Source organism: Streptomyces sp. NPDC041124 (assembly GCF_055592385.1).
Genome location: NZ_JBVIYR010000012.1, coordinates 57,388 through 72,802, shown reverse-complemented (window position 1 = coordinate 72,802; position 15,415 = coordinate 57,388). Strand labels below are relative to the sequence as shown.

15 protein-coding genes and 1 pseudogene are annotated in these 15,415 nt (G+C 71.1%); 9 read left to right on the top strand and 7 right to left on the bottom strand.

Annotation, left to right across the window (positions count from 1 at the left end; genetic code table 11):
* Nucleotides 1-60: 60 nt before the first annotated feature.
* Complete coding sequence (locus ACZ6A9_RS28475) at nt 61-1,149, bottom strand: NADH-quinone oxidoreductase subunit B family protein (protein WP_468990970.1); 1,089 nt, start codon at nt 1,147-1,149, stop codon at nt 61-63.
* A 595-nt stretch (nt 1,150-1,744) separates the two neighbouring features.
* On the opposite strand from ACZ6A9_RS28475, the gene ACZ6A9_RS28470 reads away from it, so the two are divergent.
* Complete coding sequence (locus tag ACZ6A9_RS28470) at nt 1,745-2,131, top strand: hypothetical protein (RefSeq protein ID WP_468990968.1); 387 nt, start codon at nt 1,745-1,747, stop codon at nt 2,129-2,131.
* A gap of 54 nt (nt 2,132-2,185) precedes the next feature.
* On the opposite strand, the gene ACZ6A9_RS28465 is transcribed toward ACZ6A9_RS28470, so the two are convergent.
* Nucleotides 2,186-3,664: a glutamate-cysteine ligase family protein gene (locus ACZ6A9_RS28465; protein WP_468990965.1), complete on the bottom strand. Its 1,479-nt coding sequence runs from the start codon at nt 3,662-3,664 to the stop codon at nt 2,186-2,188.
* Nucleotides 3,665-3,922: 258 nt separating this feature from the next.
* Here ACZ6A9_RS28465 and ACZ6A9_RS28460 point away from each other — a divergent pair, with 258 nt between their 5' ends.
* Complete coding sequence (locus ACZ6A9_RS28460) at nt 3,923-4,369, top strand: DNA-binding protein (protein ID WP_468990963.1); 447 nt, start codon at nt 3,923-3,925, stop codon at nt 4,367-4,369.
* On the opposite strand, the gene ACZ6A9_RS28455 is transcribed toward ACZ6A9_RS28460, so the two are convergent.
* Nucleotides 4,321-5,037, bottom strand: coding sequence for a lysophospholipid acyltransferase family protein (locus ACZ6A9_RS28455; protein ID WP_468990961.1), 717 nt, complete (start codon nt 5,035-5,037; stop codon nt 4,321-4,323). The two genes, ACZ6A9_RS28460 and ACZ6A9_RS28455, sit on opposite strands and share 49 nt — an antisense overlap.
* A gap of 192 nt (nt 5,038-5,229) precedes the next feature.
* On the opposite strand from ACZ6A9_RS28455, the gene ACZ6A9_RS28450 reads away from it, so the two are divergent.
* The gene (locus ACZ6A9_RS28450; protein WP_228967499.1) at nt 5,230-5,424 is read left to right on the top strand and encodes a DUF2795 domain-containing protein; all 195 of its coding nucleotides are present in this window, start codon (nt 5,230-5,232) and stop codon (nt 5,422-5,424) included.
* 103 nt (nt 5,425-5,527) lie between these two features.
* A complete protein-coding gene (locus ACZ6A9_RS28445; protein WP_468990959.1) occupies nt 5,528-5,941 on the top strand; it encodes an SRPBCC family protein in 414 nt (137 codons plus the stop codon).
* Nucleotides 5,942-6,350: 409 nt separating this feature from the next.
* Here the strand turns inward: ACZ6A9_RS28445 and ACZ6A9_RS28440 are convergent, their stop codons facing one another.
* Both ACZ6A9_RS28440 and ACZ6A9_RS28435 read right to left on the bottom strand, forming a co-directional pair.
* Entirely contained in the window at nt 6,351-6,728 is a 378-nt protein-coding gene (locus ACZ6A9_RS28440) for an ArsR/SmtB family transcription factor (RefSeq protein WP_468990957.1), read from the bottom strand.
* Between the two features lie 42 nt (nt 6,729-6,770).
* On the bottom strand, nt 6,771-7,832 hold the full coding sequence (locus tag ACZ6A9_RS28435; RefSeq protein WP_468990954.1) for a flavin-containing monooxygenase: 1,062 nt from the start codon (nt 7,830-7,832) through the stop codon (nt 6,771-6,773).
* Between the two features lie 110 nt (nt 7,833-7,942).
* Between ACZ6A9_RS28435 and ACZ6A9_RS28430 the strand changes: the two genes are divergently transcribed.
* On the top strand, nt 7,943-9,346 hold the full coding sequence (locus ACZ6A9_RS28430; protein WP_468990952.1) for an NAD(P)-binding domain-containing protein: 1,404 nt from the start codon (nt 7,943-7,945) through the stop codon (nt 9,344-9,346).
* Nucleotides 9,343-10,584, top strand: coding sequence for an MFS transporter (locus ACZ6A9_RS28425; RefSeq protein WP_468990950.1), 1,242 nt, complete (start codon nt 9,343-9,345; stop codon nt 10,582-10,584). Before ACZ6A9_RS28430 ends, ACZ6A9_RS28425 begins: the two co-directional genes overlap by 4 nt.
* 330 nt (nt 10,585-10,914) lie before the next feature.
* On the opposite strand, the gene ACZ6A9_RS28420 is transcribed toward ACZ6A9_RS28425, so the two are convergent.
* The gene (locus tag ACZ6A9_RS28420; protein WP_468990947.1) at nt 10,915-11,805 is read right to left on the bottom strand and encodes a MerR family transcriptional regulator; all 891 of its coding nucleotides are present in this window, start codon (nt 11,803-11,805) and stop codon (nt 10,915-10,917) included.
* 190 nt (nt 11,806-11,995) lie between these two features.
* Nucleotides 11,996-12,832 carry an alpha/beta fold hydrolase gene (locus ACZ6A9_RS28415; RefSeq protein ID WP_468990944.1) on the bottom strand — a complete coding sequence of 279 codons (837 nt, stop codon included), beginning with the start codon at nt 12,830-12,832 and terminating at the stop codon, nt 11,996-11,998.
* A 201-nt stretch (nt 12,833-13,033) separates the two neighbouring features.
* Here ACZ6A9_RS28415 and ACZ6A9_RS28410 point away from each other — a divergent pair.
* The 3 genes and pseudogenes from ACZ6A9_RS28410 to ACZ6A9_RS28400 all read left to right on the top strand — a co-directional run bounded on the left by ACZ6A9_RS28410 (nt 13,034) and on the right by ACZ6A9_RS28400 (nt 15,075).
* A pseudogene (locus ACZ6A9_RS28410) lies at nt 13,034-13,785 on the top strand (transposase).
* A gap of 130 nt (nt 13,786-13,915) precedes the next feature.
* Nucleotides 13,916-14,230 carry a CPCC family cysteine-rich protein gene (locus ACZ6A9_RS28405; RefSeq protein WP_468990941.1) on the top strand — a complete coding sequence of 105 codons (315 nt, stop codon included), beginning with the start codon at nt 13,916-13,918 and terminating at the stop codon, nt 14,228-14,230.
* Between the two features lie 341 nt (nt 14,231-14,571).
* On the top strand, nt 14,572-15,075 hold the full coding sequence (locus tag ACZ6A9_RS28400) for a MarR family winged helix-turn-helix transcriptional regulator (protein WP_468990939.1): 504 nt from the start codon (nt 14,572-14,574) through the stop codon (nt 15,073-15,075).
* Nucleotides 15,076-15,415 lie beyond the last annotated feature (340 nt).

Here is a 15,415-nt window from a genome sequence, read left to right as displayed (position 1 = left end):
GGTGCTGCCCTTCGGTCGTTCGGGTCGGTGAGCGGGTTGCGGGTCGACGTCAGGCCGTGGTCACCAGGGCGGCCGGTAGCCGGTGGTGAGTTCCCGTCCGGTGTGCCGCCACCTGGGCTCCTTGTCCACCGTCCGTGCGGTGACGGTCCGCAGCTTGCGCACCACCGCTCCGTAGGCGCCGCTGGCGGTGCTGGACAACTTCGCGCCGGGCGGTTCGTCCATGAACGGCATGAACTTGTCGGGGAATCCGGGCATGGTGCAGGCGATGCAGATGCCGCCGACGTTCGGACAGCCGCCGATGCCGTTCATCCACCCGCGCTTGGGCACGTTGCACTTCACCACGGGCCCCCAGCAGCCGATCTTCACCAGGCACGTCGGGGAGTCGTAGGAGGTGGCGAACTGGCCCTGCTCGTAGTAGCCGGCCCGGTCGCAGCCCTCGTGCACGGTGGCGCCGAACAGCCAGGTGGGGCGGAGCTTGTCGTCAAGCGGGATCATCGGCGCCGAGCCGACGGCCTGGTAGAGCAGATACGTCAGGGTCTCGGCGAAGTTGTCCGGCTGGATGGGGCAGCCCGGCACGCACACGATCGGGATACCGGCCCCTGACGTCCAGTCCCAGCCGAGGTAGTCCGGCACGCCCATCGCCCCCGTCGGGTTGCCGGCCATGGCGTGGATGCCGCCGTAGGTCGCGCAGGTGCCGATGGCCACGACGGCGAGGGCCTTGGGGGCGAGCCGGTCGATCCACTCACTGGTGGTGATGGGCTGTCCGGTCTCCGGGTTGTCGCCGAAGCCGCACCAGTAGCCCTCCTGCTTGATCGCCTCGTTCGGCACGGACCCCTCGATCACGAGGACGAACGGATCGATCTCGCCGCGCTCACCCTTGAAGAACCACTCGATGAAGGTGTCCGAGCCCCCGACCGGCCCGCACTCGAAGTCGATGAGCGGCCAGTGCACGGCGATCTTCGGCAGACCCGGCAGACCCCCGAGCGCGATCTCCTCGATGCTGGGCTGCATCGCGGCCGTCAGGGCGACCGAGTCGCCGTCGCAGCTCAGCCCGGCGTTGATCCAGAGGATGTGGATCGGCTTGTCGTCCGTGCCGACGGCGCCGGCCGTCTCCGCATCGGCGTTCGCGGGCGGGGAGCTTGCGTTCATCGAGGCCTCCTGGGGAGGAATGCGGCGGTGTCGATGTGTCGATGTGTCGGTCCGTGTACAGAGTCGGCTACACCGCCGGGAACCGCAGGCGGGACCGCCGGCGGTTCCTTGCGTACGAGCGCCCTGCGGGGCGCGGAGTACGGCGCGGTGGGGTCGAAGAAGATCCTCCGCGCGTGCGCGGGTTCCCGCGCGTGTACCGCCGCCGGTGGTGTGACGGCCTCCCGCCGCCCGCCCTCGGGCTCCTTCGCCACCGGCCGCGACCGTGCCGCGGAGGAATCCGCCCGGCGCTGGGCCGGCCGGGTGACCGCGGACACCGGACGGGAGCCGGCGGCGCACAGCGTGCGCGGCACCGTCGGGGTGGGACGGCCGCACCACACGGCACGGCGGATCACCCCGGTGCTCCTCGCTCCTGCGACGCGGTGCGGGGGAGCAGGAGGCGCACGGTGACGGCCCTCCCGGGGCACCGCGGCCGTCGACGAGAGGCGGCCGGGCTGCGGATTCATTCGATATGCCTGGTAGGGGGATGAGTGGGAGGCTTTTACTGCCGGGGCGCTGAGGAACGTGCCCCTACGAGAGTGGACAGGTGGGTCGGCACATGCCCGAGGAACGCAAGCCGTCGCAACCGTCACGGGGCCGCGGACCCGGTCGTCACCACGGGAGCGAACACCACGGCTGGTCACCCGACGTCGACGAGACACGGCAGGAGGACAACCCGAGCGCCCGCCGCTCCTTCCACACGGAGGAACACGCCCCCTCGCGCGGAGCGGGCCGCAGGCACGCCCAGGAGGAACACACGTCCGTCCCGGGCGACGTCGCGCGCAGTGACGCCAAAGGGGGCGAGGAGTACGCGGACCGGGACGAGGAGGGCAGGCGGAGCACGGGACGCAGGGGCCGTTCCGCACGCCCGAGCGGCACGAAGGACGAATCGGCCTTCACCGGCGTCGACCCCGACGACTCCGACACCGGACGCCGGCCGGGCTGACACGCCGCGCACGGCCGGGCGCGTGCGGGGCCGCTGCCGTGGGCCTGCCCGCCTTCACTCCACGGGCCACGTGTGCACGGGGGCGTTGAGGTGCATGTACTCGATGTACTGCTGGGTCATCCGCCGCAGCGCCTCGTGGCGGCCGCAGTGCGCGGTGGCGTCGATGTGGTGGAACATCTCCTTCTGCCACACCGCTCCGTTGCGGCCCGCCACGCACCGCTGCTCGATGATGCCCAGCAGCGGTTCCCGCCAGGCCTCGTCCATCCCGGAGCGCTCCAGACCCCGGTGCGCCAGCGGCAGCAGCCGCCGCAGCACGAGTTCGGACGCCGGCACCTCGCCCATCCCGGGCCAGTACAGCCGGGCGTCGATGCCGTACCGCGCCGCCGTCCGGAGGTTGTCCTCCGCGGCCGAGAAGGACATCCGTGACCACACCGGCCGGTCCTCCTCCACCAAGGCGCGGGTGAGCCCGTAGTAGAACGCCCCGTTGGCGAGGGTGTCCGCGACGGTCGGGCCGGCCGGCAGCACCCGGTTCTCCACCCGCACGTGCGGCTTGTCGTGGGCGACGGCGTACACCGGGCGGTTCCAGCGGTAGATGGTCCCGTTGTGCAGCGTCAGCTCGCCGAGTTCGGGGATGTCACCGCGCGTCAGGGTCTCCGCGGGGTCCTGGTCGTCGCACAGCGGGAGCAGGGCCGGGAAGTAGCGCAGGTTCTCCTCGAAGAGGTCGAACACGCTGGTGATCCAGCGTTCCCCGAACCACACCCGGGGCCGCACCCCCTGCGCCTTGATCTCCTGCGGGCGGGTGTCGGTGGCCTGCTCGAACAGCGGGACGCGGGTCTCGTGCCAGAGTTCCTTGCCGAACAGGAAGGGCGAGTTGGCCGCGAGCGCGACCTGGACCCCGGCGATCGCCTGTGCCGCGTTCCAGTAGTCCGCGAACTGTTCCGGCGCGACCTGGAGGTGGAACTGCGTGCTGGTGCACGCGGCCTCCGGGGTGATCGTGTCCGCGTAGGTGCGCAGCCGGTCGATCCCCGTGACCTCGATGTGCAGGTCCTCGCCGCGTGCCGCGAAGATCTGGTCGTTGAGCAGCCGGTAGCGCGGGTTCTCCGACAGGGCGCCCTCGCCGACGTCCTCCTGCCGCAGGGTGGGCAGGATGCCCGTCATGATCAGATGCGCGCCGATGGACCGGGCGCGCCGCTCCGCGTGGTTGAGCGCCGCGCGGATCTCGGACTCCCAGGCGTCCGGCCCGCCCGCCGTGAGCCGGCGCGGCGCGATGTTGATCTCGAGGTTGAAGCGGCCCAGCTCCGTGTCCCAGGCCGGATCCGCGATCGCCTCCAGTACGTCGGTGTTGCGCATCGCGGGCTCGGCCCGGTCGTCCACCAGGTTCAGCTCGATCTCCAGCCCCACCTGGGGCCGCTCCGCGTCGAAGCGGGACTCGCGCAGCATCTGCGCCAGTGCGTCGAGGCACTCCTGCATCTTGATCCGGTAACGGCGGCGGTCCTCGCGGGTGAAGGTGAGCGCCGGGACGTCGCGTCCCATCGGTCTCCCTCCGGTGCTCGTCCTCGGAACCTGTCCACCCCAGCCTCGCACCAGCGGGAGAGTCGGACCACGCGAGTCCAGTCCCGCGTGCCGCCGGCCAGGAGGGCGGCCAGGCCGTCGAGGAGCAGGGTGGTGCCGTGCTCGGCGCCGTCACCTTCTCCGGCCGTGTCGCACGGCTGGAGAAGGGCACGGGACGCATCGGCCATCCCCTGGGTGTACTACGTTGACAACAAAGCGTTCACAATGGATGCTGGTTTCATGCCCACGACACCCGACCCGCCCGCCGACGCCTTCACCCCTCCGAGTTCCGAGGCCGCCCGCGTGCGACGGGTGCACGCGTCCCTGTTCCGCATCGCCGAACGGCACGCGGCCACCGACGGACAACGCCGTCGCCAGGCCCATCCCGGCGTGATCGGCCCCCACGAGGCGGTCCGGCTGGTGGCCTTCCTGCTCAGCGGCGCGGCACTGCTCGAGGACGGCGAACCCGAGGTGGACCGCGCGGACATCACCGCCGCACTGAGCCTCCTGCCGCGGGCCCGCGCCGAGATGGACGAACTCGAGGTCGGCCTGCTGCAGATGGCACGGGGGCGCGGCATGACCTGGCCGGAGATCGCCTTCGGGCTCGGCCTGCGCAGCCCGCAGGCCGCCCGGCAGCGCTACGAGCGGCTGGCCGGGCGCACCGACTCCGACGCGGGCGACGCGTAGCCGGGTGACGGACGGCCGGTGGCCGGCTCGCCCACCGCCCGGGCTGCCTGGCGCCAGGCGGCACCGACCGCCCGGTGGGCCACCGCCGTACCGGCCGCCGCTCCGGAGGGCAGCCGCACGGGCCGGCCGATGTGGACGTGGAACCGCGGCCGGCGCACGGGGGCGGTCAGCACGCCCGCCAGCTGTTTCGCGACCGTTCCGGAGGCGAGCCGCCGGGCCCCCGCCTGCCCCACGGGCACGACCTGCGCGCCGGTGGCCGCCGCCAGCCGCGCCAGACCGGTGCGGAAAGGCCGGGGCGCCGCACACGCCGCGTCCTCGCGCGGCGGCAGGCCCCCCTCCGCGTAGATCAGCACATGGCGTCCCGACCGCACCGCCCGCGCCGCGGCCTCCAGCGCGTCGGCCGCGCGGGCCGTTCTCCGCTGCACCGGGATGTGACCCCCCTGCGCCAGGGCACGCCCCAGCACCGGCACCCGCCACAGCCCCGCCGTCGCCATGACGACCGGTGTCACCCCGACGCTCCGCAGGGCGGCCAGCACGAGCGCCGGATCGGCGAGCGAGTCGTGGTTGGCGACGAAGACACTGCCCGCGGCGAAGGGCTCCGGGGCCTCGCGGGTGACGGTGAGCCGTCCGAACAACGGCAGCAGGACGGCGGCGGTACGACTGAGCACGGGACGGCCTCTCGACGGACGGAAGTTCCGCCCCTCAGCCTGGTGCGTGACGGTCGCCGGCGCCTGAGTACGCGTACCCGGGTGGACGGCGCAGGCCCCGGGGGTACCGGGGGCGAATCACCTCCGGGCGCCCTGGGTACCCGCCACGTCCTCGCGCGGATCCGCCGCGTCGCTCCACCGAGGGAGGCCGCCATGGCCGAGCTCAACCCGATCGAACTGCAGAAGGCCCTGAAGGGCGCCGACTATCCCGCCGGCCGTGACGACCTGGTCGAACTGGCGAAGAGCAACGGCGCGGACAGCACGCTCGTCCAGAAGCTGACGCGGAGCCGGAGCGAGCGGTTCGACGGCCCCGATCAGGTGCAGAAGGCGGTCTTCGACAACGAGTGACGCCTTGGTCCGGGGCTGTCGGCGGCCGTCACGGTCGTACGCCGGCCCTGGACATGCGCCCGACGCACGGACGCACGACCCGAACCGAAAGGCGGTACCGGCGATGACCGAGTACGAACGATCACGGACGATGCCGGCCCAGCCCGAGCACGTCTTCGACCAGGTGGCGAACATCGACCAGATGAGCGACTGGCTGCCCAGGGACCTCCATGTGCGCGCGGAGGAACTGCCCGCCGTCACCGTGCACGAGGACCGCACGGACGAGGACACCGCCGCCCTGCTACGGGCACGGCGGGACCAGATGCGGCTCGAATGGGGCACGCGTGCCCAGGGCACCTACACCGGCTGGCTCCAGGTCGCCGGCATCGGCAGCGGCGCGAGTGAGGTGACGGTGCACCTCTCCTTCTTCGACGACAGCCACGACCCGGGCGAGAAGCAGGTGGGCGACGCCCTGGACGCGAGCCTGCGACGCCTCGAGGACCAGGTACGGCTGCGTTTCGACACCGCGGCCGGCTGACTCCGTGAAAACACCGGCCTGGGCAGCGCGACACACGACGACGGCCCGCCTCGCGCAGCGCGCACTGGGCGGCTTTGCGATTCAGCCACTTCAGCGACAGCTCGATGCTGTGCCGGTAGTTGGAGGGGATCGGGAGGGGCAGCCGGTCATCCGGGCCGTGGGCGATCCAGTGTCGGGCGGCGGTCTCGGCCACTCGCAGACAGCCGCGGGCGAGGGCGAGACCGTCCTCGCCGACACCGCCCCGGACGGCGATCCCGGCATTCGCCCACCGGGGCCGGGGCAGGCTCGACCGGTCTTCCGCTTCCTCCGTCCCGTCAGGAGGCAACCGTCCGGCTCATCCACTACCGCTCTTGCCCGCTGCCCGTCGGCGCAGCGTCCCTGGGCGTTGCCGACGGGAGTCCGGGTGTGGTCATGCCGCAGCCGAGGCGCCTGCCAGCAGTCGGCCCATGGCGGCGAGCACGGACGGCTCGACGCGGTAGTAGACCCAGGTGCCGCGCCGCTCGGAGGCGACCAGCCCGGCTTCCTTGAGCTTCTTCAGGTGGTGGGAGACGGTGGGCTGGGAGACGCCGACGTTCGAGATGTCGCACACGCACGCCTCCCCGCCCTCGTGGGAGGCCACGGCGGAGAACAGCCGCAGGCGGACCGGGTCTCCGAGCGCCTTGAACATCCGCGCGGCGGTCTCGGCCTCGGCGGCGGTCATCGGGCGTTCGGCCAGCGGCGGGCAGCACGGCGCCACGCCCTGGCCGTCGGCGGGCTTGAGCAGCGGCAGCACCTTCGCATGCGACATGCGTCTATGTTCACACGCGTCGAACCAGTGCGGGGAGGGCCGTCATCGGCGCGTGAGACGGGCAGCCAGGCGCCGGACGATCCGCTCCGCGTCCCGGCCCACGCCACGCAGCGAATTCGACGACAGACCGCGCTGCCATTCCAGCCCGACGAACGCCAGGCCCGGCACACCCGTGGCGATGCCCTCGCGGTGCCGGGGGTCCCCCTCGCTGTTCAGGGCGCCGTCGAGGGCGGTGAGGTAGGGCAGGTCGGGGCGGTAGCCGGTGGCGAGCACGATCGTGTCGACTTCCTCCCGCTGTCCGTCCGGCCAGACGAGCTTGGCCCCGTCGGCGCCAGTGAACACCGGCCGCCGGTCGGGTCGGCCGGCGGCCAGGGCGGCCCGGTAGCGGCCGTCGTCGAGGACCGGCTGCGCCGGTGGGCGTGACAGGAGCCGGCCGAGGGGTGCGGTGTCCAGGCCGGTGCGTGCCGTCCAGAAGTGCAGGTCGCGGCCGAGGACGCGCTGGGCTTTGAACTTCACCGGCCTCCGGGTGGCGAGCGTGACCCGTGCCGTCCCGGCGAGCTCGGCGGCGATCTGCACCGCGGAGTTGCCGGCCCCGACCACGACCACCCGGCGGCCGGCGAAGGGGGCCGGACTGCGGTAGTCGGCGGCGTGCAGCACTTGTCCGGCGTAGTGCCTCATGCCCGGCAGCGTGGGTCGGTGCGGGTGTCCGAACGTCCCGGAGGCCGCCACGACGGCCCGCGCGGACAGCCGGTCGCCGTCCTCCAGCTCCACCTCGAAGACGTCGCCGGTGCGGCGGACCCCCGTGACGCGACAGCCCGTGCGGATCTCGGCGTCCAGGCGACCGGCGTAGGCGGTGAGGTAGGCGACGACCTCGTCGCGATGCGGGTAGCGGTCGCGATCGGCACCAGGGAACGGCATCCCCGGCAAGGAGCTGTACCGGGCGGGCGAGAAAAGCCTCAGGCTGTCGTAGTAGCGCGGCCACGACCCGGCCGTGCGGTCGGACGCCTCCAGCACCACCGGCCGCAGCCCGCGGCGCAGCAGTGCGTGGGCGGTGGCGAGGCCGGACTGGCCACCGCCGATCACGGCGACGTCAATGTGCTCCATCAGCACATCCCCCTGGTTTCGACGAGTGTCTATGTTGACGTCCATCAATACAGGTGTCATGCTGGGCCGCGCAAGCCATCGACAGGTGTCGAAACACGCAAGGAGTCGCCGTGAACGCGCCCGCCACCACCGAACTGCCCGTTGTCGTGATCGGGGCCGGACCCGCCGGTCTGGCCGCCGCCGCCCACCTTCTCGGCCAGGGCATCGAGCCCCTGGTCCTGGAGGCCGGCCCCACCGCCGGCGCGGCGGTGCGTGAGTGGTCGCACGTGCGCCTGTTCTCCACCTGGGGCGAGGTTGTCGACCCGGCCGCCGAAAAGCTCCTTGCCCCCACCGGCTGGACGCGCCCGAACCCGGCCACCTACCCCTCCGGCGGCGACTGGGCCGAGCTGTACCTGCAGCCGCTCGCCGACGTCCTCGGCGAGCGGGTCCGCACCGGCGCGACGGTCACCGGCGTCTCCCGGGCGGGCAGGGACCGGATCGTGGACGCCGACCGCGAGCAGCAGCCGTTCGTCGTGCACGCCGCTTACGCCGACGGCCGTGAGGAGCGCGTCTTCGCCCGCGCCGTCATCGACGCCTCCGGCACCTGGGCCACACCCAGCCCGGCCGGCGGCAGCGGCCTTGCCGCTCTCGGCGAGAAGGCCGCCGCGGACCGGATCACCTACCGCGTCCCGGACCTCAAGGACCCGGCCGTCCGCGCCCGGTACGCGGGCAAGCGCACCGCCGTCATCGGCTCCGGCGCCTCCGCCTTCACCGCCCTCGCCTACCTCGCCGACCTCGCCAAGTCCAAGGACGGCGCGGGAACGAAGGGCGTATGGATCCTGCGCCGAGGTATCTCGGGCTCCACCTTCGGCGGCGGCGAAGCCGACCAGCTCCCGGCGCGCGGCGCCCTGGGCCTGGCGGCGAAGGCCGCCGTCGACGAGGGCCACGCGGACGCCGTCACCGGCTTCCGCACCGAAGCGGTCGAGCGCGACGGCGACGGTCGCCTGGTCCTGGTCGGCGAGGACGGCCGCCGTCTGAACCCGGTCGACGAGGTGATCGTGCTGACCGGCTTCCGACCCGACCTGTCCTTCCTCGACGAGCTGCGTCTGGGCCTCGACGAGCGTCTCCAGGCGCCGGTCGAGCTGGCTCCGCTGATCGACCCGAACCAGCACTCCTGCGGCACCGTCTACCCGCACGGCCACCGCGAGCTGTCCCACCCCGAACCGGGGGTGTACCTGGTCGGGATGAAGTCCTACGGCCGTGCCCCCACCTTCCTGGCGATGACCGGGTACGAGCAGGTCCGCTCAGTGGCCGCCGCGATCGCCGGCGACCTCAAGTCCGCCGACCGCGTGGAACTCACCCTGCCCGAGACCGGAGTCTGCGGCGGCGCCGGCCTGTTCGACGCCCCCGGCGCCCAAGAGGCCGACGGTGGCGGCTGCTGCGCGCCCGCGCCGCAGCTCGTCCAGCTCGGCGCCCCCGCCACGGTCGGGACCGCTGCTGAGGAGGCCCCGGCGGGCGGCTGCTGCGGCTCGTGACCGGCCTGGGCACCCCCACGCGCGGGGCCGCGACCGGAACAGGGGACCGGTCGCGGCCCCGCGCCGCCCTGCCCGCCCTCTGCGCCACGCAGATCGTCAGCTGGGGCATCGTCTACTACGCCTTCCCCGTCCTGAACCCCCAGATCACCGCCGCGACCGGCTGGCCGGCGGGGGCGACCACCGCCGCGTTCTCCCTCGGCCTCGTCGTCTCCGCCCTCGCCGGGATCCGAGTCGGCCGCATCCTCGACCAGCGCGGCCCCCGCACCGTCATGACCGTCGGCTCCGTACTCGGCGTGGTCAGCCTGCTGATTGTGGCCGTGGCCCCCAACTTGCTGGTCTTCTTCACCGGTTGGGCGCTCGCCGGGCTCGCGATGGCGGCCACCTTCTACCAGCCCGCGTTCGCCGCGCTCACCCGCTGGTGGGCCCCCGACCACGTCCGCGCCCTGACCATCGTCACCCTCGCCGGCGGACTCGCCTCCACCGTCTTCGCACCCCTGACCGCAGCTCTCGCCGACCACCTGTCCTGGCGCCACACCTACCTCGTGCTCGCCGCGATCCTCGCCGCCGTCACCATCCCGGCCCACGCCCTGGCCCTGTGCGCACCCTGGCCCGAGGCTCCAACGAGCCCTGCCCACACAGCCGCCGACGCTGCCGATGTTGCGCGCAGTCGTCCGTTCCTGCTGCTCGCCGCCGCCTTCACCCTGTCGGCTTTTGCGATGTACGCCGTCGTCGTCGCTCTCGTCCCGCTCTTCCTGGAACGCGGATACACCACCAGCCAGGCCGCCTGGGCTCTCGGCATCGGCGGCGCAGGCCAGACCCTCGGCCGCACCCTGTACGCCGCCCTCGCCCGCCGCACCACCGCCATGACCCGCACCACGATCCTCATCGCACTCGGCGGACTGACCACGGCCGCGTTCGCCGCCGCCCCTGGCCCGTACGGTCTCCTCATCGCCATTTCGGTCGTAGCCGGTATGGTCCGCGGCAACCTCACCCTCCTCCAGGCCACCGCCATCACCGACCGCTGGGGCACCACCCACTACGGCCGACTTTCCGGACTCCTGACCGCACCCGCCCACACAGCAGCAGCACTCGCACCGTTCGCCGGTGCCGCTCTCGCCGTGCACCTCGGCGGCTACAGACCGCTGTTCTTCCTCCTGGCCGACGTCTCCGTGGCCGCCGCGCTCATCGCGCCGTGGACAGCCACCGACGCCGTACGCCGTCGATCCCCAGGGCTGTGACAACCGCCAAACCCCCGAAGGCACAGACGAACCCGCCCTCGCTTTGATCTCCAACCCGGGGGCGACGCGCGGGTTCTTCAACGGCTGAGGCTGCCGAGAATCCGCGAACCGGCGCGCTTCCCGGCGGGGATCTGCGGGCTCGGCCGGCGGCCGACCCGGATCCGGAGGTACGGGCGACGCTCGCCCAGTGGTGGACGCAGGCCCCGGAACTGATACGCCGGGCTCTGCTGACGGATCCCGAGGGCGTGGTGCGGGCACAAGCCTGCGCGACCTTCACCTACGGATGAACGCGACCGGTTGTCGGGCCACGTCAGTGCCAGGCACAGGCGATCAGCTGTCCGCGGAGTGGGCGTCGGCAAGGGCCTCACCGAAGAGCCGTCCGGCGAGTTCCATGCAGCGCATCCGGGCAGGAGAGAAGTCATAAGGCATCTTGGTGATCGCTGCGGCGGCGCTCATCTCTGTGCCCTCCTCCCCTTTCAGGTCGGCGTCGTAGATCTCGAAGATCTTCTCCTCGGCCGCGTCGAGACCAGCTGCCTCGATGGCCTGATGCAGGGCCATTTGGTAAGCGCATCGCTGTACGGCGAGCTCTTCGACGCGCGGGTCGTCGGGTTCGACGCCGTCGTCGAGGGTGGCCTCGGCCGCCTCAAGTCGGTCCTCCTCGGCCCGCAGGTCGGGGTGGGTGGCCAGCACGATGAACGTGCTGGCCTGGATGGCGGCGCCCAGCGGCCCGAAGATCCGTTCCGTGACGAGCAGGGCGTCCAGATCGGAGGGGCGCAACGCGCCCGGGGGCAGGTGGCTGAGACGGTCCGTGACCAGTTCGGAGAGCAGCCCCAGCGGGTTGCCCACCGCCTGCAGGTGCTGGACAGCGGCGCGCCGACGTTTGATGGTGGCCTCCTGCGCCGCCAAGGTTTCCTCGAGCCTGCTCAGGACCGACTCGATATCCGGGGCTTGGTCCAGGGCTTCGTCTCCAGCTTCGTCCCGGGCTTCGCCGAAGGCGGCCCGCATGTCGTCGAGGCTGATACCGGCATCAGCCATCTTGCGGATCCACAGCAGGCGGATCATGTCGGCATAGCCGTAGCGGCGGCGGCCGTCCCCGCCGCGCTCTGGCTCCGGCAGCAGACCGATCTCGTGGTAGTGGCGGATGGCGCGTGGGGTGATCCCGGCGAACGCAGCGGCATCACCGATCTTGACCTGCCGGGGAGGCGTGAGGGAGGGGTACATCGCAGACAGAGCCTTTCGTGCTGTGGTGCCCCGACCCCACCACATGCCGCTACGGCATGTGCAACAACCCCTGAAGGCGTCCCGCAAGTCGTGGTCGTTCAGGGTTCGGCGGTCAGTTGGACGTGGGTCGCGCTCCGCTCCGAGTACCAGGAGGGGTACCAAGCGCCGCCGAACCGCTCGAACGACACGCTCATCCCTTGAAGAACTCGATGATCTGCGGGGCAATTTTCCTGGGGGCCATGACGACGGCGCCGTGGTTGAGTCCGGGCAGAGTACGGTGGTCGGCCTGCGGCAGGATCTCGGTGACGGCGAGGGCGGCGCGCTGGAACGCGGCCGGGCTCTTGCCGCCGGTCAACACGCGGATGCGTACGGCCACTCCTTTCCACTCCTCGGCACGAAGCGGCTCGCCTTGCTGGGTATCGCCCATGACCGCGATGTCATAGGGCAGAGTGCTGGCCAGCTTGGTGAGGTTTGCCCACATCTTCGGCATGAGCTTCATGAAGAACACGGCGATGCCGGGCATGCCCTGCACTCTGGTCATGAAGTACTTGACCGCGTCACTGTGCCGACCTTCCGCAAGCATCACGGTGATCTGCTGCGCGAGATCCTTGGGTGGCCCGTCGTCTCCTTCGGCGACCACGAACGGCGGCTCATACAGAGCCAGGCGGTCGATGTTCACTCCGGCAGCGGCCGCGCGCAGGGCGAGGACGGCGCCGGAGGACGAGCCGAACAGCGACGCCGAACCACCGACGTGTTCGACCAAGGCGGCAATGTCCTCAATCTCGCGGTCGGGGGCGTAAGCATGGGCGTCACCGCTGGCACCCCGTCCCCGCCGGTCGTAGTTGATCACAGTGAAGTTCTGGGCGAGGAGAGCCGCAAGTTTGGTCGTGTCCGAGCGGTCTGCCAGCGCCGAGGCAACCAGGACGACGGCCGGACCGCGGCCCGACTGCTCGAATGCGATCTCGGTGCCGTCTGCGGAGACGACACGGGCCTCGGCCCTGGCCGACTGCTCTCGCGCTGTTGCCATGTCCATCTCTCCGGTTCACGTAGGGGCCGTACTGCTGTGGTGTGCGTTACGCCCAAGAGGACCCCCGCAGCGCAGAAAACTCATCGGTGTGCCAGGCGCCCGACGCCGAAGCCCTCACATCTCGCAGAGGACGAACCCCGTCACACAGAATCGAGGGCATGGGCCGGCAGTGGAAACCGGGATGACCCAGTTGCGACTAGGTTGATTACGGCGTCGCGGCCGTCCTGGATAGCCCCGTTCACCGGGCTGAGCCCGCGTTCCTTCGGGAAGCTGGTGACGGTTCTGCGGCGCGAGGGTGCGGACGCCGTCGGTGAGGGGCGGCCGTGGAGCCTGTCTCTGGGGGACTGGCACTGCTGGTCGTGGCCTACTGGCGAACAAACTTGACGATGCGGCAGCTCGCCCTGCGGTGTGTCGAAGTCGGCCGCAGACCGGATCATCGACCCTCTCGGGCCGATGATCGCGCTCCGGCCACGCAGGTCTTTCGCCCACTGCACCGTACTGATCGTGGACGGGACGCTCGTGCCCACCCGAGACCACACCATCGCCGAGCGGTCCAAGAACTATCGGTACTCCACCAACCACCAGATCGTCATCGACGCTGACACCCGCCACGTCGTCCTGGTGGGCCGCCCGGTACCCGGCAACCGCAATGACTGCACGGCATGGGAGGAGTCAGGTGCCAAGGCTGCCGTCGGCACGACCATCACCATCGCCGACGACGGCTATCCGGGCACCGGACTCGTGATGCCTCACCGGCGGCGGAAAGCCGGGGAGCTGCCCGACGGGAAGCAGGCCCACAGCGCATCCCACAAGCAGGTCCGCGCCGCGTCGAGCACGTCTTCGCCCGCATGAAGAACTGGAAGATCCTCCGCGACTGCCGCCTCACAGGCGATGGCGTCCACCACGCCAAGCTCGGCATCGCCCGGCTGCACAACCTCAACCTCGCCGGATAGACGAGCGTCCGGATTGATCACCGCCCACGTTCCCGCCCGTCAGAGATCAATTACGGGACGGCCCTTACTGTTCGTTTCAGAATGAGCGACCAGCCCAGGGCTTGCTCCCAGATCGTGCAACACTCGACGCGTGACACCGCCCGACGAACCGACCAGAGCCGGCCCGCCCGGCTGCGGTCCGTATGCCTGTCCCTGCTGCAAGCTCTTGACGTTGGAAGCCCGCGGACAGTTCCAGATCTGTGCCGAGTGCAGTTGGGAAGACGATGGCCAGGACGACCCGAACGCCGACGAGGTCTGGGGCGGCCCTAACGGAGCGGAGAGCCTGACCGACGCACGTCGTCGCTACACCCAGTACGTCACGACAACGAGGGCAACAGATCCGAGATCGGCAGCCAATGGCGGCCCGGGTAGGTGGCGTTCGCGCCCGAACCGTCGTCGTATCTGAGTACAGGGATTGGTCCACACCGGAGATCTCCTCAGCCTTTTCCGACACCACGACTATGCCGACGGAACAGCCGTTGTGGGCGCTGTAGCTGTACACAGAGCCATGAGGTTGGCCCAGGGCTCGGCAACTGGGCTGGTGGGCAGCAGAGTTCTGCGGGTGTCGGATGATCTGGTGCCTGATGATCTGTGGGAGCACGTCGCCCCGATGCTCCCACCTCGCCCGCCGAGGCGTCAGCGGTACCCAGGCCGGCTGCCGGCGGATGACGCGCTGCCTTGGACGAGTTGCAGTGAATGGCGCATCCCGGTGGTTCAGTGCGCCGGAGGGAATGTAGCGTCGCGATCATGGAATCGCTGATAGGCACCACCACTGACCAGGCGCCGGCGAACCCGGCCGCGACGGATGACATGCTGGCCACTCAGCCGATCGGCTACTGGAGCGGCTTGGCCCACGCGACCGTCACGCGGTATCTGCGTGACGCGATGGCCAAGCTCGACGTCACGCAGCCGCAGTACTGGGTGCTCAACCGCGTCGACGGCGGCCCTGCGGCGCCGAGCCGCGAGGGGGTCGTCGCGCAGCTGACGCACCTTGCCGACGGCCCGCACGAGATCGCCAGGGTCGTCGACCAGTTGATCCACCGCGAATGGCTGCGGATCGACGACGGGCAGCGCCTGCACCTCACGGATGCCGGGGAGGCCGCCAGAGCGCGGCTTCGTGAGCTGGCGACCGAGGTACGCGCCGTAGTCCACAAAGGCATCAGCGACGATGAGTACGTGGCCGCGCTCAAGGTGCTTCGCACGATGGTGGCCAATGTCGAGGACAACGGGGCTTCTGGTTATCCGGTCTGACGAGGCGATCCCGTGACGCTGGGCCTGGATCCACATCGGCACCGACAGCCATCGGCACCTGCTCATCCGCCGCAACCGGTCCACCGGCGAACTCGGGGGACCTGACGGGTCCGAATCCCGTCGATCGGGGAAAGTACTGGCCCGAGCCGGTTCAAGCCGGCGTTCCAGGTGCCCTCCGGGACACGGTCGGCCGGTCCGATGAACAGCGTGTCGTCGGCGCCGTCGAGGAGCGCGGTACGGCGTGCGTGCAGGGCGCCGAAGAGACCGGCGTGCTTGACCGTTGGCGCATCCCGCTCGTAGCGGACCGACTTCACCCGCAGGGTCGGCTACCGGGAGCTCC

Bases quoted from the DNA above. Each gene is read 5' to 3' on its own strand.
- ACZ6A9_RS28475 (WP_468990970.1), bottom strand. From the start codon at position 1,149: ATGAACGCAAGCTCCCCGCCCGCGAACGCCGATGCGGAGACGGCCGGC.
- ACZ6A9_RS28470 (WP_468990968.1), top strand. From the start codon at position 1,745: ATGCCCGAGGAACGCAAGCCGTCGCAACCGTCACGGGGCCGCGGACCC.
- ACZ6A9_RS28465 (WP_468990965.1), bottom strand. From the start codon at position 3,664: ATGGGACGCGACGTCCCGGCGCTCACCTTCACCCGCGAGGACCGCCGC.
- ACZ6A9_RS28460 (WP_468990963.1), top strand. From the start codon at position 3,923: ATGCCCACGACACCCGACCCGCCCGCCGACGCCTTCACCCCTCCGAGT.
- ACZ6A9_RS28450 (WP_228967499.1), top strand. From the start codon at position 5,230: ATGGCCGAGCTCAACCCGATCGAACTGCAGAAGGCCCTGAAGGGCGCC.
- ACZ6A9_RS28445 (WP_468990959.1), top strand. From the start codon at position 5,528: ATGACCGAGTACGAACGATCACGGACGATGCCGGCCCAGCCCGAGCAC.
- ACZ6A9_RS28440 (WP_468990957.1), bottom strand. From the start codon at position 6,728: ATGTCGCATGCGAAGGTGCTGCCGCTGCTCAAGCCCGCCGACGGCCAG.
- ACZ6A9_RS28435 (WP_468990954.1), bottom strand. From the start codon at position 7,832: ATGGAGCACATTGACGTCGCCGTGATCGGCGGTGGCCAGTCCGGCCTC.
- ACZ6A9_RS28420 (WP_468990947.1), bottom strand. From the start codon at position 11,805: ATGTACCCCTCCCTCACGCCTCCCCGGCAGGTCAAGATCGGTGATGCC.
- ACZ6A9_RS28415 (WP_468990944.1), bottom strand. From the start codon at position 12,832: ATGGCAACAGCGCGAGAGCAGTCGGCCAGGGCCGAGGCCCGTGTCGTC.
- ACZ6A9_RS28400 (WP_468990939.1), top strand. From the start codon at position 14,572: ATGGAATCGCTGATAGGCACCACCACTGACCAGGCGCCGGCGAACCCG.